The following is a 21,021-nucleotide window of genomic DNA, read 5'->3' as shown; positions in this document are numbered from 1 at the left end:
GCTGTTCTCATTCTTCCTCATACATGCAAAAGGGGCTGTGCCGCTGGCACAGCCCCTTTTGTGTTTAGGCCTGATTATTCGCGCACGGCGATGCACTCGATCTCCAGCTTTGCGCCCTTGGGGATGGCGGCCACCTGCACGCAGCTGCGGGCAGGGAACGGCTCAGCAAAGGCCTTGGCATACACGGCATTCACAGCGGCAAAATCGTTGATATCGGCCAGAAAAATGACAGTCTTGACCACATTTGCCATGGAAAGGCCAGCCTCGGCCAGAATGGCCCTGAGGTTTGCAAGGCTCTGTGCAGCCTGCTCTTCAACCGTATCGGCCATCTTGCCGGTAGCAGGGTCTACCGGGATCTGGCCGGAAACAAACACCATATTGCCCAGATCGATCGCCTGGCTGTAAGGGCCGATGGCTGCGGGTGCGTTGGAAGTGGAAACAACTTTCATGATAAAACGATCCTTTCTTTTTTTCTTCTATTATACTCTTTCGCTCACAAGCTGGAAACCCTCTTTTGCAAGCTCTGCACGGATCTGCTCGATCTGCTCGGCATCGCGGGTCTCAAGGGTGAGCTTGAGGAAGCAGCTGGAAATGGGCATATTGGGATCGGAGCCATCGTGCTGCACCGACACCACATTGCTGCCGCAGCGGGACACGATCTCGGCCACCTTCTTGAGCTGGCCGGGCTTGTCCTCCAGCGCAATGGTCATGTTCGCCTTGCGGCCGCTCATGACCAGACCACGGGTGATCACGCGGTTGAGGATGTTCACATCGATGTTGCCGCCGGAGACGACGCAGGCCACCTTTTTGCCCTCGACCGGCAGCTTGTGGAACAGCACTGCAGCCACCGGCACGGCTCCGGCACCCTCGGCAACCAGCTTCTGGTTCTCCATCAGCGAGAGGATGGCGGCAGCGGTCTCATCCTCGCTCACGGTCACGATGTCGTCCACATACTGCTCACAGATCTGGTAGGTCAGCTCACCGGGAGTCTTGACCTGAATGCCGTCTGCAAAGGTAGAAACGGCTTTCAGGGTCTGGTACTTATGCTCGTGCAGGCTGCGGTACATGCTGGGTGCACCCTCGGCCTGTACGCCATAGACCTTCACCTCCGGGCGCAGACTCTTGATGGCAAAGGCCACGCCGGAGATCAGGCCGCCGCCGCCCACCGGCACAACGACCGCATCCACATCCGGCAGCTGATCCAGAATTTCCAGACCAATGGTTCCCTGTCCCGCGATGACCTGCTCATCGTCATAGGGGTGGATAAAGGTCATGCCGGTCTCTTCCTGCAGCTCCACAGCCTTGTCGTGGGCATCATCGTAGGTGCCGGGCACCAGACACACCTCTGCGCCCAGATTCTTGGTATTCTCCACCTTCATGATGGGGGCACCGTCCGGCATACAGACGATGCTCTTGATGCCGCGGCGGGTAGCAGCCAGCGCCACGCCCTGTGCGTGGTTGCCGGCAGAGCAGGCGATCACGCCCTTGGCGCTCTCCTCCTCGGAAAGCTGGCTGATCTTATAGTAAGCACCGCGCACCTTAAAGCTGCCGGTGGCCTGCAGGTTTTCGGTTTTCAGGTACAGCTGGCAGTCCTTGGAGAGCTTGGGTGCCTCGATGAGGTCGGTCTTGCGGGCAACATCCTTGAGCACAAAGGCTGCATGGTAGATCTTATCCAGAGTCAGCATGGTTTTCTCCCTCTATTTTTATCGTTCCCTGCTCTGCGGCTTTTCCGCCCTCAGAGCCTTTATTTCTGGCTTATTATGCATGTTTCTCAGTATAGGTTAGCAAAGTTGATTTGTCAAATGAATTTCCTTCACACCTAAAACCTAAAAAGAGAACTGCCGCAGGCATACCGCCCACAGCAGTTCTCCGTGTTTTTGTGTTTTTAACGGCCGCGGCCACCGCCGCCGCCGTGGCTGCCGCCGCCGCCCATTCCACCGAAGGAGCCGCCGCCAAAGGAGCCGCCACCAAAGCTGCCGCCACCGAAGGACCCGCCGCCAAAGCTGCCGCCCATGGGAGGACGGGGCGGACGGCGGTTATTGTTCCGGGGTGGGCGGGGCCGGTCATTGCGGGGGCCGGGGCCATAGCCCGGGCCGTATCCGGGGCCGAAGCCGGGGCCCGGAGGGGGCGGCGGGCCGGGACGGTGCCGACGGGCCGAACCTGCCATGTAGCCCCATGCGAAGGGACCCCAGTTCCAGCCTGCTGCGTGGCCGATGGGTGCAATGAACACCCGGAACACGAACAGTACGATGATCAGCATCACCATCAGGGACATGAACAGGATCACGATACCCAGAACGACATCCTCAAAAGTGGTGGGGCCGTCGTCCGGCTGGGCATAGCTGCCATTATTGCCCGAAAGGCTCACACCGTAGATATCCGCAATGGTGCTGGCCACATTGTTGGCACAGGTGATTACTGCATCGCTGTAATCGCGGTTAACAAAATCACCTTCCATGGTCTGAGCGAGGGCGCTGGCCTGACTTTCCAGCGTGGTGTTGCGGAAGCCGTCGCCGTAGGTCACGTAGTAATCGCCATCCTCGTAGATGGGCGACTCCATCACCAGCAGGATCAGCACACCGTTGTTCTCGGAAGCCGAGCCGATGCCCCAGGCGTTGAAGGCCTGTGTTGCATAATCCTCAGTGGAATAATTACCCGTATAATCTACAGTCAGTACGCCGATCTGTGCTCCGTTGCAGCTGGACTGCAGCTGGTTGTTCAGATCAACGATGGTCTGGGTAGTGCTGTCGCTCAGGATGTTGGCATCATCCACCACACATTCGTCTCTGGGCAGGTCCGGCAGGCTGGCGGCGGCAAAGGCCGCCGGGCACAGGGCCGCTGCGCCCACCACAAGGGCCAGCACCAGAGCGCTTACGCGTTTTGCAAAATTTTTCATGCGAAGGGTTCAACCTCCTTTACACCGGCAATGGCTCCCAGCACGCTGGCCGGGAAGCCGCCGGTCTCTTTCTGGTAGTCGTAAACGGCATCGTTGTATTTCAGGGTGCCGATGATGGTAGCCGCACTGTTGAACTGGCCGTACTGGCCCTGCACTGCGCCCATCTTCATGGGGTCTGCGGCCTGCTCCTGCAGCTTTGCGTAGAGCTGATCGATCCGCGACCCCAGCACCTCGTTGGCCTGATACAGCGCATGCATCGTGCTGCCCTGATAATAGGGCAGCGAGGTGGGTGCCTGACTTCTGCCGCCGTTCTGCACGGCTTCCAGACAGGCGGTAAAATCGCTCAGCGCGCTCTGTGCGGCCTGCACCTCGGCACTGTCCGCTCCCAGCGTGCTGCCGGCGGTGGTGATGATGTTTGCCGCCGTGTTCATGCGGGTGGTCAGCTCCTCGTTGAGGTTATAGCCGTTGTCTGCCGCCACACCCACCGTGTACCATTTGCGGACTTCGTTGTACCGGCTGCGCAGCTTGGCGCTGCCAAAGCCCAAAAAGGCCGCCAGCATCACCACCACGCTCAGCGCCAGTGCAGCTGCGCGGGTGGAAAGGGCTGCGGGCAGCTTTGCTTCCAGCCCTGCCAGCTTCTGCTGCAGAGGTGTCAGCGGCACGGCCTGCTCCGGCTGCTTTTGTTCGCGGTAGCTGCCCGCGTCAAAACCGCCGGAAGTGCTGTTCTGTTTTTGCGAAAAATCTGCGTTTGCCATCTCAGCTCCGGATCTCCATCATTTTTGCTTTCAGTTCGTCCTCGATGCGGTTCAGCTCCTGCTCGGCGGCAGCGCGCTTTGCGCGGCCCTCGCTCTGGATCTTGTTCAGCTCGTCCAGCGTCTCGATCAGGCTCTTGTTGGTCTGCTGCAGGGTCTCGATGTCCACCACACCGCGCTGAGATTCCTTTGCGGTCTCGATGGTACCCATCTTCAGGGCCTCGGCGTTCTTCTTGAGCAGGTCGTTGGTCATGTCGGTCACGGCACGCTCAGCCTGCATGGCCTGCTGGCTGTGGGCCAGACCCAGTGCCAGCACCATCTGGTTCTTCCACAGGGGGATGGTGTTGACGATGGTGGACTGGATCTTCTCTGCCATCATGGTGTCGTTGTTCTGCAGCAGGCGGATCTGCGGCCCCATCTGCAGGCTGATGTTGCGGGTCAGCTCCAGATCATAGAGCTTCTTCTCAAAGCGTTCGCACTGGTCGGCCAGATCACGAGCCGCCTGTGCATCCTCCGGCAGGCCGGAAACCTTGGCCTTATCCATGGCCTGCTGCAGCTCGTTTGCGCGCACATCGGCCAGCTTCTTTTTGCCGGCAAGGATATACATGCTCAGCTCCTTGAAGTAGGCCATGTTCAGCTCGTACATCTTATCCAGCATGGCGATGTCCTTGAGCAGCTGCACCTGATGGCCCTCCAGCATGGACTGGATCTTTTCCACGTTGGTCTCGGCCTTGTTGTACTTCATCTTCATGGCATCCAGCTGGTCGCCCTTCTTCTTGAAGAAGCCGAGGATGCCCTTTTTTTCTTCCTCGCCTGCATCAAAGCTCTTCAGCTCACCGATCAGGCTGGTGATCATATCGCCCACTTCGCCCAGATCCTTGGTGGCCACCTTGGAAAGGGCGGCCTCGGAAAAATCGCCGATCTTCTTCTGACAGGCGGAGCCGTACTGCAGCACCTGCTGGCTGTTGGTAATATCGATCTTTTCAGCAAACTGATCCACCATGTCCTGTTCTTCTGGGGTCAGGTTCACCTGCGGCTGCTCCGGTGCGGCAGCTTCCTGCTGGGCGGGTGCTGCCTTTTCCTCTTCTGCCGGGGCGGGGTCCAGCGTCAGGGTGGGCACAGCGGGTGCATCCAGATCAAAGTTGAATGTATTGTCTGCCATAAGAGATTCCTTCCTTTCCAAATACCGTTTACCTTTTTTCTTAGCTCAGGCCCTGCCCTTTGAGCATGTTCTGCAGCACCGTGATATCTGCCGAAAGGTCCATGCTCTCGGCGGCGTACAGGGCATCCAGCTGGTTTTCAAACGCCGTGGCAATGGAAGCAGCATTGTGCTCCACCTCGGTACGGATGGCTGCGGCATTCTCGCCGCGCACGCCCTGCTTTGCCAGCTTTGCATATTGCTGCAGAACGTTCACCGCATCCGGCAGGTAGTAGTTTGCGAACCTGCGCACCTGCTTTGCCTTTTCCGGGTTTGCTTCCACCGCTTCCACAATGGAGCGGCCCGCCTTTTCCATGCGGGTCATGGCGGCAGAGAGCTGCGGGTCCGGCAGCTGCTCGTTGAGGGTGTGCAGGGTATCCAGTTTCTGCTGGATGTCGGTCAGCATCGCGTCCACATCCTCCACACCGGTGTGGAAAGGCACTTCGTGCTCCACCACCCGGGGCGGGCAGACCTTCTGTGCCGCACCAAAGGCCACAAATGCACCGCCCAGCGCCGCCAGCAGCGCCCACAGCTTATACACCGGCAGTACCGCGCACAATACCAAAAAGACCAGTGCCATTGCATAAAATGGCAGAACGCTGGGCTTTCTGGTGCGGATGATCTTGCTCATGTTTCTTCTCCTTGTCCGGGGCATTGCCCCTTATGTTATCCATAATACCGCACCCCGCGAAAAACGCAAGGCTTTCACGGATAATTTACAACCTTGCCATCATTTGTTGATCCACGGCAAGAGGGCCGCGCCCCAGGTTTCGCGCAGCTTTTCCGGGCGGCAGGCAGCGTTTGCCGGGCTGGTGCTGGGCAGCTTTACCGCTGCAATGCCGGACACCGGCTGCAGATACTTTGTATAGATCCGGTATGCGGTGGCTCCGTTGCAGAATACTGCTTCGATGGGTGCCTTTGCCAGCAGAGCGGCAATATCATTCGGCACTGCATCCTTGATGGAAGCATCCGCTGCGCCGGTGATGGTGCAGCGTTCCAGCGTGTCCCAAAGGGCCAGCCCATGGCGCAGGATGATCTGCTTTTTGGCTTCAATGTCCTCACGGGCAGGCACCGGCTCCCCGGTCAGCGCGGCCAGCACGGGCCAGAAGCGGTTCTGCGGGTGGCCGTAGTAAAAGGCCATCTCCCGGCTTTTGGGGCTGGGCCATGTGCCAAGGATCAGCGCCCGGCTGTGTTCGTTATACACCGGTTCAAAGCTCATTGTCCGCCTGCACTTTCAATTTTATCCCAAGGCGAGCCAAGGTCGCGGCCGGACGGCTCTGCTCTGGGGCCGTCGAACCACAGCTCATCGATCAGGTCGGCAAGGCCGTCCTCCCGCACATCGCCAATGATGCGGTCGGCGGCAGCCTTTGCGTCCGGCGTGCCGTTTGCCATGCAGCAGCCAAGGCCCGCTGCCTTCAGCATGGCCACATCGTTGGCAGAATCGCCTGCCGCCACGGCATCGGCCAGTGTCAGGCCCATCTTTTCGCACAGGTCGGCAAGGCCAACGCCTTTGTCCATTCCACCGCGCACGATGTCGTAGTAGCACAGGCCGTCGGCATTCTGCGCGCCCACCTGCATCCAGTGCAGGCCCAGATGGCCGTACTTGGCGTTGAAGTCCGCCACACGCTCCGGCGGCATGGCCGCAAAGGCCGCGTGGGGCATGTCGATCAGGTGGCGGTCCTGATCTTCACCGTCCACACAGTCCAGCCCGATGCTGTTCATCTGCTGATAGCCCCTGTGCAGATATTCATACTCGCAGTAGGCGTAGCAGGCATCCCTGAAATTGAACTGCAGCGGATAGTTATAATCCTCGCAGAAATCCACCAGCGCATACATTTCCTCTGCAGTGAGCGGGTGCTCGGCCACGATACGGCCCTCGCGGTCCACCACACAGGCACCGTTGCAGGTGATGGCATAATCGAACCGGATGCCGCCCAGCTGCCCTTTGAGGTTGACGCACGGATACGCACGGCCGGTGCTGAGCACAAATCTGCCGCCTGCGGCCTGCAGCTTTTTGATGGCTTTTACCACCTTCTGACGCGGCTTGCCCTCGCCAAAGGGCACCAGTGTGTTGTCGTAATCGCTTGCCAGAATCTTATATTGCATTCTATTCTCCCCTATGGAACTGAGTTTTGTACCAGTATACCATACTTTTTTAAAATTGGGGTGCATTTGGGCATAAAAATAAGGCTATCGCACAGAATTCCATGCAATAGCCTTATTTTATTTCACGATGCCGTTTTCTTTGCGGCTCCTTCTTGTGATCACGCAAACACTGCCACGACCACCTGCATTGCCACGCCGAGGAATGCGCCTGCACCCCATGTCAGGCCGGTGATGAACAGGTTCTGCTTCCACGAAGGATTGGTGCGCCACAGCACCGCAAGGCCCACGCCTGCACCGGTGCAAAGGCCCGCCACCAGACTGGAAAAGCGCAGAGCACCCTCCACATACAGCTGGGTCAGCAGCACGCTGGCGGCGCAGTTGGGGATCAGGCCCACCAGTGCGGCCACTACCGGCTGGAAGAAGCCCATGCTGCCCAGAAGGTCTGCAAACACATCTTCGCCCACGCCTTCCACGATCAGGCCGAACACCAGACTGAACGCAAAAATGAACACAAAGATCTCCAGCGTGTGGCGCAGGGCCGCTTTCCAGATGGGGGCGGGCTTACCCTCTTCGTCGCTGTGCTCCTCGTGACAGTCCACTTCATCCGCATGGCCAGTGTAGCCGCCGCGCAGCGATTTGGGCAGTACGCCGCGCAGGACAAAATCCAGCACAAAGCCCACCACAATGGCGTATACCACCTTGATGACCATGAGCACCGCCAGCTTGTCCCAATAAGCCGGCATGGATACCAGCAGCGGGATGGCTTCGTCGCTGGTGGCAAGGTAGACGGCCATCAGGGTGCCCAGCGTGATCACACGGGAGGAGTAGAAGTTGGACGCAATGGCCGAGAAGCCGCACTGCGGCACACAGCCCAGCACCGCGCCCGGAATCGCGCCCCAGCGCCCGCCGCCTGCCAGCAGTGCTTCAATGCGCTCACCGTGGCGGGTCTCGATATACTCGATCAGAAGATAAGCCAAAAACAGGAAGGGCAGCATCTTAGCGGTATCCACCAGAGATTCGCCCAGAACATCCAGAAACAGTTCCATATACGCTCCTAAAAACGACCGTTCGTCGCTTCATTTTAGTAAATTGCAAATTGGTTGCATTTTTGAACAGGGATGATTATACACGATATTCTCTCCAATTGCAATACCAAAATGCAAATTAGTTGCAAATTTATTTTTGCAGTATTTTTGAAGCCTGTGCCGCAGCGGTGCCGCCTGCTCTGGCAGGATGACGCGATGCCATGTCTGAAGGTCGGGCCAGAACTATAATCGACGATATTTTCTTCTGGGGAGTGCGAGGGCTGCATCCCGCTGGTGGTCTGGCGAGCGGAAGAAGGACAGAGCGGGCGGTGACACTGTCCATAACAGAAAAGACCCCAGAAAAATCCGCAGACTTTTCCGGGGTTCCGTAAAAACTATTTTAAATATCAGCCCTTCATCGGTACAAAGCCCACAAGGTCTTTTACCACCTCGCCGCCGATGATCAGGCCAGCCACCGAGGGTACAAAGGCATTGGAGCCCGGCACCGAACGGCGCTGGGTGCACTTGCGCTGGGTGCCCGGAGGGCAGATACAGTGATACTTGCAGCTGATGGCGTCATCCTCGATGGGGGTCATAGCAGGCTCCTTGGAGTAGACCACCTTCAGGTGCTTGATTTTGCGCTTGCGGCACTCGGTGCGCATCACCTTAGCCAGTGGGCAGACCGAGGTCTTGTAGATATCGGTCACTTCAAAGCGGGTCGGGTCCATCTTGTTGCCTGCGCCCATGGAGCAGATGATGGGGGTGCCTGCCTCCTTGCACTTCATCACCAGCGCCAGCTTGCCGGTGACGGTGTCAATGGCATCCACCACATAGTCGTACTGGGTAAAGTCGAACTGGTCCTGTGTTTCCGGGCCAAAGAAGCACCGGTGGGTGGTCACCCTGATGTCCGGGTCGATGTCGTGGATGCGCTGCGCAGCCACATCTACTTTATATTGCCCTACCGTACTGCGGGTGGCGATGATCTGGCGGTTGAGATTGGTCAGGCAGACTTTATCGTCATCGATCAGATCCAGTGCCCCCACGCCGCTGCGCGCCAGCGCTTCCACCGTGTAGCCGCCCACGCCGCCGATGCCGAACACCGCCACGCGGGAATTGTGCAGTTTTTCCATAGCTTCCGCGCCCAGCAGCAACTGCGTGCGGGAATACTGATTTTGCATTTTGTTCTCCTTGTTACTTTTCCACTCTCGTAATGGTGCCGCCGCCCAGCACGGTGTCGCCCTGATACAGCACCACGGCCTGACCGGGCGTAGGGGCGCGCTGGGGCTGGTCAAATTCCAGCCGGAAGCCGCACTCCGCCGGGTAGACGGTGGCGGCCTGCTCCACCTGATGGTACCGGGTGCGGGCTGTGACCCGCAGCGGCCCGGTCAGCTCCGGAATGGCAATCCAGTTCACCTCGTTCGCATACACGATGCGGTCGAACAGCATCTCCTCCGGCCCTACCGTGACGGTGTTTGCCTGCATGTCCTTGCCGCAGACGTACACAGGTGTCCCCATGGCAAGGCCCAGCCCCTTGCGCTGGCCGATGGTGTACCGCACCGCGCCGTTGTGGGTGCCCACCACCCTGCCGCTCTCGTCCAGAAAATCACCTGCCGGGTAGTGTTTGCCGGTGAAGTCCTCCATAAAGCGGGCATAGTCGCCATCCGGCACGAAGCAGATGTCCTGACTGTCGTGCTTGCGGGCATTGACAAATTTGTGCTGCTCCGCGATCTCGCGCACCTCAGTCTTGTGCAGGCCGCCCAGCGGCAGACGGATATGCACCAGCTGCTCCTGAGTGAGGTTGTAGAGCACGTAGCTCTGGTCCTTGCCCTCGTCCAGCCCCTTTTTGAGCAGGAAACGGCCGGTGGCCTCGTCCTGCTCCACCCGGGCATAGTGGCCCGTGACCACATACTCCATGCCGTGGGCTTCGGCCCAGTCCAGCAGATGGCGGAACTTCATATATTTATTGCAGTCGATGCAGGGGTTCGGCGTGCCGCCCGCCTCATACACGCGGACGAATTTTTCAATGATCTGTTCCCGGAAGTCGGCCGTGAAATCCAGCACCTCGTACGGGATATCCATGGCAAACGCCACCTCTGCCGCGTCCTCGATGTCCTTTTCCGAGCAGCAGGTGTGAAAGCCGGACTGTCCCAGCGTTTCGTTGCGGGTGAGCCGCATGGTGATGCCGGTGCAGTCATAGCCTGCCTGCTGCATGAGCCATGCCGCCACCGAGCTGTCCACGCCGCCGCTCATGGCAATGAGGGCACGCGGCTTTGAATCAGGGGTCTGTGTGGTCATAAGTTCTCCTTTGGTGCATTCAACACACTAAAACAGTAGTATAATAGTAACTCTGAAAAAAGAGCTTGTCAAGACGCAGCGAGCTGCTGCACTGCGGCCAGCAGGGCTTGCCGCTCGTTGGGATATTCTTCCCGGATCACACCGTCCAGCAGCGCTTCCAGCACTTTGCGGATGCCCGGCCCCGCCGGGATGCCTGCCGCCATCAGGTCGCGGCCATTCACAGCCAGCTGGCTGACGCGGCAGCATACGCCGTCCGCGTCCAATTGTTCGGCCAATTCGGAAAGTGCGGCAAAATCAGCCGCCCGTTCCGGCTGCAGGGCTGTGCCCAGTGCAGCAATGCGCTGCACGGTACACAAGTTATATTTGCCCAGTAGTCGGCGGGCGTAGATGGTAAAGCCGGGTGTGACGGTAGTTTCTCTGAGGACCGTCCGCTGGGGTGGGACCCTGTTGCCGAAGGCAATAGGGCGGGCGATGGAATGGCCCGAATCGTGTCCGAAGAGAAAGCTACCGTCACACCCTCTGGCTTCCCGCACCAGCACCGCCGCCTCTTCCATCAAGGCGTTGGAGCAGCGCAGGCGCTTGAGGGTGCGGCGGATGCCGTCCTCGCCAAGGCTCAGCAGCAGCGCCGCCAGACGGACGGGCAGGTTTTCTGCACCCGCCGGGCAGGCATCCACCACCGGCTTTGCCGCCGCCAGTGCCTCCGGTGAAAGCTCGGGTAAAACAACACTGAGTATTTTTTCGTTAAGATATGCCGCAGGGGCGGGTGCGCTCAGCAGTTTTGCAAGCTCTTCCTCGATACGCTCCACCGATACACAGTCCAGATGGGCGCACAGCTCCTGTGCTGCCTGCGCCGTGGGCGGGTCGATGGCAAAGCCGAACCGGGCTGCGAACCGGTACAGCCGCAGGATGCGCAGCGCGTCCTCGGTGAACCGCTGGCGGGGCACACCCACCGCCCGTACGATGCCGCTTTGCAGGTCGGCCTGCCCGCCAAAGGGGTCCACAAGGCCTTCCTTTTCATTGTAGGCCATGGCGTTGATGGTAAGATCCCGCCGGGCCAGATCCTCCCGCACATCCGGCACAAAGTGCACCTCGTCCGGGTGGCGGCCATCCGTGTAGGTGCCTTCTGTACGGAAGGTGGTGATCTCGTAAAGGGCACCGCTCTGCTTCACCGTTACCGTGCCGTGCTGCAGGCCGGTGGGGATGCACCGCTGCGCGCCGAACAGCTCCATCACCTGCTGCGGCAGAGCACTGGTGCACAGGTCCCAGTCGTGCGGTGTAAGGCCCAGCAGACTGTCCCGCACGCAGCCGCCCACCACGTAGGCCGCATAGCCCGCCCTGTGCAGGGTGTCCAGCAGCTCTGCCGCACCCTCGTCCATCCGGATGGTCATGGCTGTGCCTCCTCGTACTGCAGGGTGATGCTTTTGCCGTCAAAGCCGCACTCCGCCGCCGGGAAGATGCTCTGTGCCTGCGCGGCATATTCCTCCGGGTCGGTGATCATGGGGGAATAATGGGTCAGCCAAAGCCGCTTTGCTCTCGCCTGCGCAGCAAGGGCCGCGCTCTGCCCAAAGGTGCTGTGCCCCCACTGACGGGCCTGGTCTTCCTGCTCCGGAAGGGCATAGGTGGCATCGCATATCAGCAGGTCTGCGTCATGCGCCGCCTGCAAATAATACGGGCAGGAGGCCGTATCGCCGGAAAATACCACGCTCAACCCCTTGCGCGGTGCGCCCAGCACCTGCGCAGGCTGCACCGTTCTGCCCTCCACGGCAACGCTCTGCCCTTTCTGCAGCAGCTTCCATTGCTGCACCGGCACCCCCAGCGCCCGGGCCTGCTCCGGCGAAAATTTGCCTGCACGGGGCAGCTCCAGCCGGTAGCCAAGGCTTTTTACCCGGTGCTTTGTGGCAAACGGCACCAGCCGCGCACCGGCAGGCCAGCCCTCGCTCAGCGCATCCAGCGCCAGCGGCTGGCCCGGCATAAGCACCTGCGGCTTCACCGGATAGGGCAGCGGGCCGGTCAGTGCCCGCACAGCCGCCCAGATATCCGGCAGGCCCTCCGGACCCAGCAGCACAAGCGGCCTTATGCGGCCCTGCGCCCCCAGAGTCTGCAAAAGGCCCGGCAGACCAAAGATGTGGTCGCCATGGTAGTGGGTCAGGCAGATGGCATCTGCCCGCATCAGGTTCACGCCTGCCCGGTGTGCCGCTGCCTGCGTGCCCTCGCCGCAGTCCCATAGCAGGCCGTGGCCACCGCAGGCAGCAAACGCCGCCGAGAGTGCCCGATCCGGCAGCGGCATGGTAGCCGCAGTGCCCAGCAGTGTAATGGTCAGCATAAAATCGTTCTCCCTGCACAGTAGATTTCGATATTTTATTGTACCACAGCCCAGCACGTTGCACAATCACTGCTGGCCGCGCATAGCATGGGCCAGCACAGCAAAAAGGAGGGCGTGGCAGGATGCGGCACAAAAAGGGCAGTTCGTTTTCCGGCAGATACCGCCGCAGCGGTCGGTTTTTGCGCTGGCTTGTGCTTGCCGCGTTGATCCTGCTTGTGCTGGCGTGCTGCTACGGGTGTGCGGTGCAGAAGCTGGTGTATTCTTCCCGCGGGACCATGATCTTTCTGCCCAGCGGGTTTTGAAAAAATGGGAGCATCCTGCTGCACAGAACGCTCCCATTTTTCTTTTTATTTTCCATCCGAATAGGGCAGCTGACCGGTCAGGGTCAGCGTTTCGGCAAGTTCGTCCTCCGAGCGGAACCGCCACGCCGCCGCTCCCACGGCCACATAGCAGGCATCGGCACGACCCTCCGGTGTAACGGCAAGGATCATCGTTTCACCGTCGCCCACCGCCGTTACCATGCCATCCGCACTCACAGTTGCCACGTCCGGATTGCTGCTGAGCCATGTCATCGTTCCGTTTTTGGCGCCTGCAGCCTGCGCGGTCAGCTTCTGACTGGCTCCCACTGCCTGCAGCAGCATGGCGTTTTTGCTCATCTGCACCCGTCCGATCTCCGATGTGACCGTTACCGTGCAGCGCAGCACCTGCCCGGCTGTGGTCAGTGCGCTGATGACGGCCTTGCCGGACCCCTGCGCCTTTACGGTGCCGTTTGTGCTTACCGATGCCACCGCCGGGTTGCTGCTGACCCACTGCCGCACATAGGTGAACCCGCCTTTGTTCTGTTCCAGCTTCAGCTGCTTCGTCGGGGCAGGCTCCTGCTCTGTAATGGTAAGCGCCAGCTCGCTGGTGTTCAGCAGCAGGCGGCTGGCTGTGCTTTTGCGCACCGTGATGGTACAGGTGGTCTTTTCTCCGCGCTCATTGCGAGCCGTGACGGCCGCAGTGCCCTCGGCATGGCCGGTCACCTTGCCGGTGCCGTCCACCGATGCCACTGCCGGATCACTGGAAGTCCAGATCAGAAAGAAGTAGTCGTTGGGTGCCTGCACATTCAGGTAGGCCACCGGGGCCGGGTCTCCTTCGGTGATATCCAGCGTCAGTTCGGCAGTGTCCAATGTCATGCCGCTGTCCGGCAGCGGCTGCTCCTGCGCAGCATAGGCCGACAATGCCCCGGCTGCAAACAGTTCTGCGCACAGCACCACTGCACAAACACACGCTTTGAACCCCTGCTTCATGGGCTTTGCCCTCCCCGCCTGCTTTGCTGCAAGATCCTTTAAATATTCCTGTCTCCGTATTATTTTACACGCAGTGCAAAACCGGGTCAAGTTTTTTGCCCATTCTGCCGGGCAGCTGAGCCTTATTTTGTGGAGAATAATAAAATCCGCTTTTCAATTTTGTACAAAACGCCGCCGCACCCGGCAAACCGGATGCGGCGGCGCTGTTCTGCTTTTGAATTTTCAGCTTAGTAGTTGATCTTTTTCAGCTCAAAGTAGCTCTGCGGATGTGCGCACACCGGGCACTTGAGCGGTGCGGACTTGCCGATATAGGTGTAGCCGCAGTTCCGGCACTGCCATACCTGCTGCTCCTCGCGGGCAAAGACCTTGTTGTTTTTCAGGTTTTCGGCCAGCGCACGGTAGCGCTCCTCGTGCTCCTTCTCGATCTGTGCCACCATGGTGAACAGTGCTGCGATCTGAGGGAAGCCCTCTTCTTTGGCCTCCTTGGCCATGCGGGGGTACATCTCGGTCCACTCGTCGTGCTCACCGCCTGCTGCCATGTCCAGACAAGTCAGGGTATCGGGGATCGCGCCGCCGCACAGCAGCTTGAACCAGATCTTTGCGTGCTCCTTCTCATTGCCGGCGGTCTCCTCAAAGATCGCGGCCAGCTGCTCGTAGCCTTCTTTTTTTGCCATGCTGGCAAAGAAGGTGTACTTGTTGCGTGCCTGGCTCTCGCCTGCAAACGCTTCCATCAGATTTTTCTCGGTTTTGGTACCCTTCAGTTCCATGATGCTCTCCTTTCAAAAACGGATCTTCTGTCAGGATCGACCGATCCCGGCTCTATCATTCAGCCCGGCGGTAATTTTTTCGCCTGCGGCTCAGGTTCTGAACAGAGTATACCATATTTTTTGACGGAAATCAAGAATAATTCCTATTTATTCTGAGAATATTTCTCAGTTATGCTGCTTCAGTGCACACACAGCAATGCTCAGGGCGCTCCACGCTGCCTGATACATCAGCACCGTTGCCACCGAAAGCTCCCAGATGCTGCCTGCACTGGTGAGCAGCGCTGCAATGATAATGGAGAACAGCACCGAGACCATCTGTACCGTGGTGGCACTGCTCTCGGCGTTCTGGGCCTGATCCGCAGCCTGCAGACCGCCGGTCAGGCTGGCAAACGCCTTGAGATGGATCATGCAGCAGGTGTCCTCCGGGTCTGCCGGTGCAGCCTTGATGGCGTTGCACTGCTCCTGATCCAGCACGGTGATCATGCCTTCCGGCAGGCGGTATGCTTCGGTAATGTGGTGTGCCGTCAGACTGGGGTCCTGGCATGTGACCAGCAGGCGGATGTTCTCCTTTTGCAGCACGGCAAGGCTGCGGGCCACATTGCGCCCGCCCACATATTTCAGCACGAACATAGCGTGCAGATTGCCGGACACAGCCAGATACAAAATTTGCAGCTCGCCGTTCTTCGAGTGCTGCATCTCGTATTCCTCGTCCGGCAGCGGCACGCCCTCCTGCTCCAGATAGCGGCGGGTACCCATGAGGATGCGGTTGTTATCGCACCAGGCGGAAAAGCCCAGCCCATGGTGCTGCTCCAGATCCTTGACCGGGAACAGGATGTCTGTGCGTTCCTCAACGATCTGGCGGAACAGCCCCTTCAGGGTGCCGTGGCTCTCGTTCAACACGCTGGCCGCGTACAGGATGGCGCGGTCAATGCGGCCGCCCTTGAAGATGCGGATATCCTCCAGCTGTGCGCTGTCGGCGGTGAACAGGTCGTCTGCATCGATCTGCAGCGTATCAATGCCGCCCAGCTGCTCAATGGCCTGCCAACCGGGCACGACTGCGCCCACAGCCGCAGCCGCACGCTGCAGCCGTAGCGAGGCAACGCCCGCGATCAGGGTAGAAGAAAGCGGTGCGCCCATGCACAGCACAGCGGCCATGGCAGCCGCAGCTTTGTTCCAGCCGGCACCTGCCAGCAGGAACAGCACACCGCTGAGCAGGGCAACGCCCAGCAGGATGTACGAAACTTTGCGTGCACGGCGCTCGCTTGCGCGCTCGCTCAAGCTCTGCTCCACAAAGCCGTCAGCTTCCTTCATCGGGCGGCTCAGCAGCACCCAGGGGTCCTTCTGTTCCAGATCCCGTGCAAGGGCGCGCAGCAGGTCTTTATCCTTGGCGCGGTAGGCGCCCTCGAACTCCACACCATTGGTCACCAGCTCATAGCCGCCCTTGACAGCAGCCAGCATCACCCGGCTGCCCAGCAGCGCAAGGAACAGCCCCAGCGCGGCCATGCCGCTGAGCAGCGAGATGCCGGTGGTGCCGCGGTAAACATTTGCGTTCAGCATGGCTGTGACCGCCTGCACCAGCGCTGCCACTGCGGCCAGCGCCGGCATCGTCTCGGAAGAAGGCCGTCCGCGCAGGCCGTTTAGGCCGTCGCGCAGCACCGGGAAGCCAACGCACAGGCTTGCTGCCAGCAACAGCAGGTTTGCACCATAGAATGCCGCCGGGGCAGCATCCGGGTCCAGCGCCGCCATGGCGGGCAGCAGCCCATCCGACACCAAACAAAAATGCAGCAGCACCACAGCCAGAATGCCACCCAGCACGCAGCGCAGCGTCAGCTCTGCACTCATGCGGTGCAGCTTATCCGCCGTAGCCTCCGGCTCGGTCAGCTCCGTTTCGGCATGTTCCTCCGGAGACACCGCGTCCTCCGCCTCAGCTTTCAGTTCCGGCTGTGACGCAGCGGATGCCTTCTCCGGTGCCTGCTGCGGCTCTTCACCGTCCAGCGGCAGCAGCGGCAGGCTCATGGTGTCCTCTTTTGCGGCAGGCTCCTCTGCCGGGGCCAAAGGTGCCTGCGGTGCGTCCTCGCTCTGCGCCTTGCCAAAGAAATCGACCACCGGCTGCTTTTCCGGCTGCGGCACAGGTTCCGGCTGCAGCTCCGGTGCCGTCTCCTTTACCGCTGCAAACACAGCCGCGGGCAGCGGTGCACTGGACGGTTTCTTTTTGCTTTCAGCCGGTTCAGTTTCTGCTGCCGGGGCTGCTTCGGCTCTCGGTGCAGGCTTTTCCGGCTTCTGGTCGCTCAGGCCGTTGATCATCGCCTTGAGCTGTGCCATCTCCTGCTGCTCCTGCTCTTCCTGCGGCAGCAGCACCTCCGGCGCATTCTTGGGGTGCCGGAGAGGCTTTGCCGTGCTGTGCTGCTCTGCGGGTCTAGCCGCCGGGACAGCGCTCTGCCGGGGTGTTTCCGGCTTCACTGCCGCCGGGGGTTCCGCCGTTTGCGGTGCAGATTTTTCCTCCGGCTTTTTGGCGGGTGCTTCCGGCTGTGCATCCTCTGCTTCCTTTTCCAGAAAAGGCCACGGGGCCAGTTCCTGTTCCGGGTCTGCCTCCGGCTTCAGCATCAGTTCCAGATCCGCTTCCGGTTCCGGCTGCGCATCCTCACCCAGCCGCACCTCACCGGTGGGCATTTCCTGCGGCTGCTCTGCTGCAGCTTCGTCAGTCTCCTGCTTTTCCTTACCACGGCCAAACAGGCCAAACCGTTTCTGCGGCTTTTCCTCCGGCTGGTTTTCGTCCCTCCGGGTCATCTCCTCCGGGATATCCACCGCCGTGGTGCTGAAAAAGGAGCGGAACTTTTCATCCGGGGTCATTTCCCGGCCATTATTTCTATCTTTCGGCATTCTTGTCCCTCCTGTAATTCAAATTGAGGTTCCGGCCCGAATGCCGGATCATGCCTGCTGTGCTGCGCGTTGGGACTGGATCTCGTACAGAATAATGCCCGCAGCCACCGACACGTTGTAGCTGTCCACACCGGTGCCCGGTGCTGCCATATCCAGCCGCACCACGCCGTCGCACAGCTTTTTCACCAGCTGCGAAACACCGCTGCCCTCGCTGCCCAGCACCAGTGCAATGGGGCCGGTCAGGTTGTTCCTGCGCAGAGACACGCCGTCCATATCGGCGCAGTAGACGAACACGCCCTGCTCCTTCAGGCGGCGGATGGTCTCGCCGATGTTGGCCACACGAGCCACCGGCAGGCGTTCTGCGGCACCTGCGCTGGACTTGATGACGGTAGGCGTGACCGATGCGCCGCCGCGCTTGGGGATCACGATGCCATGCGCACCGCACAGCAGAGCACTGCGCATCACGGCACCCAGATTGTGCGGGTCTTCAATGCCATCGCTCAGCACCAGAAAAGGTGCTTCGCCCTTGGCCTTGGCTGCTGCCATCAGGTCGTCTACCGTCACGTATTCGATCTCGCTGGCAAATGCCGCCACGCCCTGATGGCTCTCGGTGCCGGTCATCAGGCGCAGCTTGTTTGGGTGCACCCGCTTCACCGTGGCACCCGCTTCCTTTGCCAATGCGGTATAGTAAGCCGCCACGGCCGGAGCCATGCCCTCGGCAATGAGCACGGTGTCCACTCCGGAACCGCTTTTCAGCAGTTCGGTCACCGGATTTTTGCCGTAAACAAGGCTCTCGTTCTTCTGCTGCGGCTCTTCCGGGCTGCGGCGCGGACGGCGCGGCTGGTTCTTTTCTTCCATGATGATTTTCTCCTTCCGTTGTATCACCGGAAGGTGCTGTGCACACCCTCCAAAAGGCGCGCCGCACTCTGGGCCGCGCACCGGTATGGTCTGAAGATGATAACTCATCTTGAAGTATAGCATAAGCCGACCTTGTTTGCCAGCAAATTACCGTTTTTTATCCGCGTCCTGCAAAAGTTTTTCTGTTCGTGGTGCCGGAGACCGTTTCCGCTTTTTTGCAGAAATGTTCTGCCGCCCTGCATCAGCTTTACCCGGCTGCTGGGTAGATATCCCTCTGTTTTGCCGGAGAAAAAAGTTTTCCACAAAAACGTGGTATACAATCCGTAGAAGAGCAATTATTTTTCCACATGTTGAAAACCCTGTGGAGAAAGTTCAAAAGTCCAGCTTTAAAGCCTGTTTTGCCTGTGGAATTCCACACTTTCCACAAGGTTTTCCACTTTTTGGTTCGACCTTTTTTGATTTCCTGCGTACAATTTGTAGAATACAAGTCGGAAATATGACAATTTTTTGAACTGCATCCTGTCCGCTTTTGCCAAATTGCCCAATATCATTTTGACGAATGTGGATCTGTGTTGAAAATCCGTCCTTCATCAAGCTTTCTGTCTTTCGGCCGCTCGTTGCACATTATATGGAAATTTGTTGCATTCTATCGAATATACGCGCTTCTGGCAGTACCCCCCCTGCACCCTGCCAGAAGCAGAATCCCCGCATTGTTACAGGAAAAACACCGGTTTGGATTGATTTTGGCCGCTGTTTGGGGTATACTAATTCTGTAGGTTCGTTAAACCGTGCACAAAGCGGATATGAAACGAGCAAGACCCCAATGATTTTGTGGAGGTAATGAATAATGTTGGTAAATGCAACCGAAATGCTGATCAAAGCACGTGATGGCCACTACGGTGTGCCTCAGTTCAACATCAACAATCTGGAGTGGACCAAGTCCGTTCTGACCGCCTGCGAGGAAATGAAGAGCCCTGTGATTCTGGGTGTTTCCGAGGGTGCCGGCAAGTACATGACCGGTTTCAAGACCGTCGCTGCCATGGTCAGCGCAATGGTCGATTCCATGGGCATCACCGTTCCCGTTGCCCTGCATCTGGATCACGGCACCTATGAGGGCTGCAAAGCCTGCATCGAGGCCGGCTTCTCTTCCATCATGTTCGATGGCAGCCACTACTCCATCGAGGAGAATGTGGAAAAGACCAAGGAGCTGGTGGCTCTGGCACACGCTAAGGGCTTGAGCATTGAGGCCGAGGTCGGTTCCATCGGCGGCGTCGAGGATGGCGTTGTGGGTGCCGGCGAGATCGCAGACCCCGAGGAGTGCGCAAAGATCACCGCTCTGGGCATCGACTTCCTGGCTGCCGGCATCGGCAACATCCATGGTGTCTACCCGGCAAACTGGAAGGGTCTGGACTTCGAGGCTCTGGATCGCATCCACAAGGCCACCAATAACATTCCTCTGGTTCTGCACGGTGGCACCGGCATCCCCGACGAGATGATTGCAAAGGCAATCAGCCTGGGCGTTTCCAAGATTAACATCAACACCGAGTGCCAGCTGGTGTTTGCTGAGGCTACCCGCAAGTACATCGAAGAGGGCAAGGATCAGCAGGGCAAGGGCTTCGACCCCCGCAAGCTGCTGGCTCCCGGCGCAAAGGCCATCGAGGCCAAGTGCAAGGAGAAGATCGAGCTGTTCGGCTGCGCAGGCAAGGGCTAAGCGGAAGCTTGTATCGTAAGGGGAACTCCACCCAATAAATATGCGGTCCCGTCACGTTGAATGCTCAACGCGGCGGGGCCGCTTTTTCTACTTTTATTCAGATATGCGGTAATGTCCGACGATGTCTGTTCGTTTTTCCAGAATGTCCTGCTCGTAGGCAGTCTGCCATGGGTCATTGTGGTGAATGATATAGGGCACTCCGTTTTTATTTCGCCGGTCGGACACGATGCCGATATGTCTTTCAAAGATCACAATATCGCCGCCCTGCCATTCTTCAATTTCCGAGACATCTGTTGTCAGGGCAGCTGCCATGTGTGAAAAAAACACCTTCAGATTTCGTACCCGTCGGAAATCAATGTTTGCATCCGGTTCTGCTACCATATAATCCTGTGGCTGCTCCCGGATATCTGCGTTCACAAGCACCTGCAGATCATATCCGGTATTTTTCAACGCGTAAGCAACTACATCAGTGCAAACGCCATAACCATCGTCAGGATAACCGGCCTTATAATAGCGGCTTTTATATTTTGGATGTGTACTCACATAGGCCAGTGCACCATTCAGAATATCCGACTGGTCATCTACCCCGTCATCATCCCGATCCACGCAGCTATGAAACTGCGGTATCCTGCCCTTATAATCATCCTCCGGCCTGATTGCCGAGGTGTGCTGGTAATGTGTCTGCACATAAAATACGATTCTGCAAAATATCAAAAGTGCTATTATTATTGCATAAGGCCTTGCTGAATCTTTGCGAGTTCTGTCCGAACGCATATTCTCGCCCCTTTCTGTTCTGAGAATACCAACTTTTTCCCCATTCTGCAACCCTTTGACATATATAGCGCAACAAAAAAGCCCCGAGATTTCTCTCAGAGCTTTCTGTTCAAGTCGGCGACTACCTATTTTCACGCGCCGTTTCCA

General features: G+C 58.8%; 20 protein-coding genes. 2 read left to right on the top strand and 18 right to left on the bottom strand.

Annotation, left to right across the window (positions count from 1 at the left end):
• Window positions 1-74: 74 nt before the first annotated feature.
• The 13 genes from DXA66_RS11720 to DXA66_RS11660 all read right to left on the bottom strand — a co-directional run bounded on the left by DXA66_RS11720 (window position 75) and on the right by DXA66_RS11660 (window position 12,595).
• Window positions 75-449 (bottom strand): RidA family protein, encoded by a 375-nt coding sequence (locus tag DXA66_RS11720; protein WP_118529102.1) that lies wholly within the window; start codon window positions 447-449, stop codon window positions 75-77.
• A gap of 30 nt (window positions 450-479) precedes the next feature.
• On the bottom strand, window positions 480-1,685 hold the full coding sequence (gene ilvA / locus DXA66_RS11715; RefSeq protein WP_005942203.1) for a threonine ammonia-lyase: 1,206 nt from the start codon (window positions 1,683-1,685) through the stop codon (window positions 480-482).
• A 200-nt stretch (window positions 1,686-1,885) separates the two neighbouring features.
• Window positions 1,886-2,896 (bottom strand): YgcG family protein, encoded by a 1,011-nt coding sequence (locus DXA66_RS11710; RefSeq protein WP_118529100.1) that lies wholly within the window; start codon window positions 2,894-2,896, stop codon window positions 1,886-1,888.
• Complete coding sequence (locus tag DXA66_RS11705) at window positions 2,893-3,651, bottom strand: LemA (RefSeq protein WP_118529098.1); 759 nt, start codon at window positions 3,649-3,651, stop codon at window positions 2,893-2,895. Before DXA66_RS11705 ends, DXA66_RS11710 begins: the two co-directional genes overlap by 4 nt.
• Before the next feature lies 1 nt (window position 3,652).
• Window positions 3,653-4,810, bottom strand: a complete 1,158-nt coding sequence (locus DXA66_RS11700) for a toxic anion resistance protein (RefSeq protein WP_118529096.1) — start codon at window positions 4,808-4,810, stop codon at window positions 3,653-3,655.
• 40 nt (window positions 4,811-4,850) lie between these two features.
• Window positions 4,851-5,477, bottom strand: a complete 627-nt coding sequence (locus DXA66_RS11695) for a 5-bromo-4-chloroindolyl phosphate hydrolysis family protein (RefSeq protein WP_005941432.1) — start codon at window positions 5,475-5,477, stop codon at window positions 4,851-4,853.
• A 99-nt stretch (window positions 5,478-5,576) separates the two neighbouring features.
• A complete protein-coding gene (locus DXA66_RS11690; protein ID WP_097774039.1) occupies window positions 5,577-6,065 on the bottom strand; it encodes a DNA-deoxyinosine glycosylase in 489 nt (162 codons plus the stop codon).
• A complete protein-coding gene (locus DXA66_RS11685; RefSeq protein ID WP_187119402.1) occupies window positions 6,062-6,952 on the bottom strand; it encodes an HAD-IIB family hydrolase in 891 nt (296 codons plus the stop codon). The genes DXA66_RS11690 and DXA66_RS11685 overlap by 4 nt, the downstream gene beginning before the upstream one ends.
• Before the next feature lie 158 nt (window positions 6,953-7,110).
• Window positions 7,111-7,998, bottom strand: coding sequence for a putative manganese transporter (locus DXA66_RS11680; RefSeq protein WP_005941425.1), 888 nt, complete (start codon window positions 7,996-7,998; stop codon window positions 7,111-7,113).
• A 386-nt stretch (window positions 7,999-8,384) separates the two neighbouring features.
• Window positions 8,385-9,155 (bottom strand): ThiF family adenylyltransferase, encoded by a 771-nt coding sequence (locus DXA66_RS11675; protein WP_097780951.1) that lies wholly within the window; start codon window positions 9,153-9,155, stop codon window positions 8,385-8,387.
• A 13-nt stretch (window positions 9,156-9,168) separates the two neighbouring features.
• Window positions 9,169-10,272 (bottom strand): tRNA 2-thiouridine(34) synthase MnmA, encoded by a 1,104-nt coding sequence (gene mnmA / locus DXA66_RS11670; protein ID WP_118529092.1) that lies wholly within the window; start codon window positions 10,270-10,272, stop codon window positions 9,169-9,171.
• Window positions 10,273-10,340: 68 nt separating this feature from the next.
• Window positions 10,341-11,660, bottom strand: a complete 1,320-nt coding sequence (locus tag DXA66_RS11665; protein WP_118529090.1) for a CCA tRNA nucleotidyltransferase — start codon at window positions 11,658-11,660, stop codon at window positions 10,341-10,343.
• A complete protein-coding gene (locus DXA66_RS11660) occupies window positions 11,657-12,595 on the bottom strand; it encodes a ribonuclease Z (RefSeq protein WP_118529088.1) in 939 nt (312 codons plus the stop codon). Before DXA66_RS11660 ends, DXA66_RS11665 begins: the two co-directional genes overlap by 4 nt.
• A 122-nt stretch (window positions 12,596-12,717) precedes the next feature.
• Here DXA66_RS11660 and DXA66_RS11655 point away from each other — a divergent pair, with 122 nt between their 5' ends.
• Window positions 12,718-12,897 carry a hypothetical protein gene (locus DXA66_RS11655; protein WP_097776726.1) on the top strand — a complete coding sequence of 60 codons (180 nt, stop codon included), beginning with the start codon at window positions 12,718-12,720 and terminating at the stop codon, window positions 12,895-12,897.
• Window positions 12,898-12,942: 45 nt separating this feature from the next.
• On the opposite strand, the gene DXA66_RS11650 is transcribed toward DXA66_RS11655, so the two are convergent.
• The 4 genes from DXA66_RS11650 to rlmB form a co-directional block, all read right to left on the bottom strand.
• The gene (locus DXA66_RS11650; RefSeq protein ID WP_118529086.1) at window positions 12,943-13,884 is read right to left on the bottom strand and encodes an Ig domain-containing protein; all 942 of its coding nucleotides are present in this window, start codon (window positions 13,882-13,884) and stop codon (window positions 12,943-12,945) included.
• A gap of 227 nt (window positions 13,885-14,111) precedes the next feature.
• The gene (gene rbr, locus DXA66_RS11645) at window positions 14,112-14,651 is read right to left on the bottom strand and encodes a rubrerythrin (protein WP_005941401.1); all 540 of its coding nucleotides are present in this window, start codon (window positions 14,649-14,651) and stop codon (window positions 14,112-14,114) included.
• 165 nt (window positions 14,652-14,816) lie between these two features.
• Window positions 14,817-17,531, bottom strand: a complete 2,715-nt coding sequence (locus tag DXA66_RS11640; RefSeq protein WP_118529084.1) for a cell envelope biogenesis protein OmpA — start codon at window positions 17,529-17,531, stop codon at window positions 14,817-14,819.
• Between the two features lie 48 nt (window positions 17,532-17,579).
• Window positions 17,580-18,512, bottom strand: a complete 933-nt coding sequence (gene rlmB / locus DXA66_RS11635; RefSeq protein ID WP_118529082.1) for a 23S rRNA (guanosine(2251)-2'-O)-methyltransferase RlmB — start codon at window positions 18,510-18,512, stop codon at window positions 17,580-17,582.
• Window positions 18,513-19,236: 724 nt separating this feature from the next.
• Between rlmB and fba the strand changes: the two genes are divergently transcribed.
• A complete protein-coding gene (gene fba, locus DXA66_RS11630) occupies window positions 19,237-20,100 on the top strand; it encodes a class II fructose-1,6-bisphosphate aldolase (RefSeq protein WP_005941384.1) in 864 nt (287 codons plus the stop codon).
• Between the two features lie 93 nt (window positions 20,101-20,193).
• Here fba and DXA66_RS11625 read toward each other — a convergent pair.
• Window positions 20,194-21,021 (bottom strand): DUF1287 domain-containing protein (locus tag DXA66_RS11625; RefSeq protein WP_347562883.1); only part of this gene is annotated, 828 nt, incomplete at its 5' end.

It is taken from the genome of Faecalibacterium sp. OF03-6AC, from assembly GCF_003478175.1.
In the GTDB taxonomy this organism is placed as follows: Bacteria; Bacillota; Clostridia; order Oscillospirales; family Ruminococcaceae; genus Faecalibacterium; species Faecalibacterium taiwanense.
The sequence above is the reverse complement of the archived record's forward strand: the minus strand, read 5'-3'. Positions and strand labels throughout refer to the sequence as shown.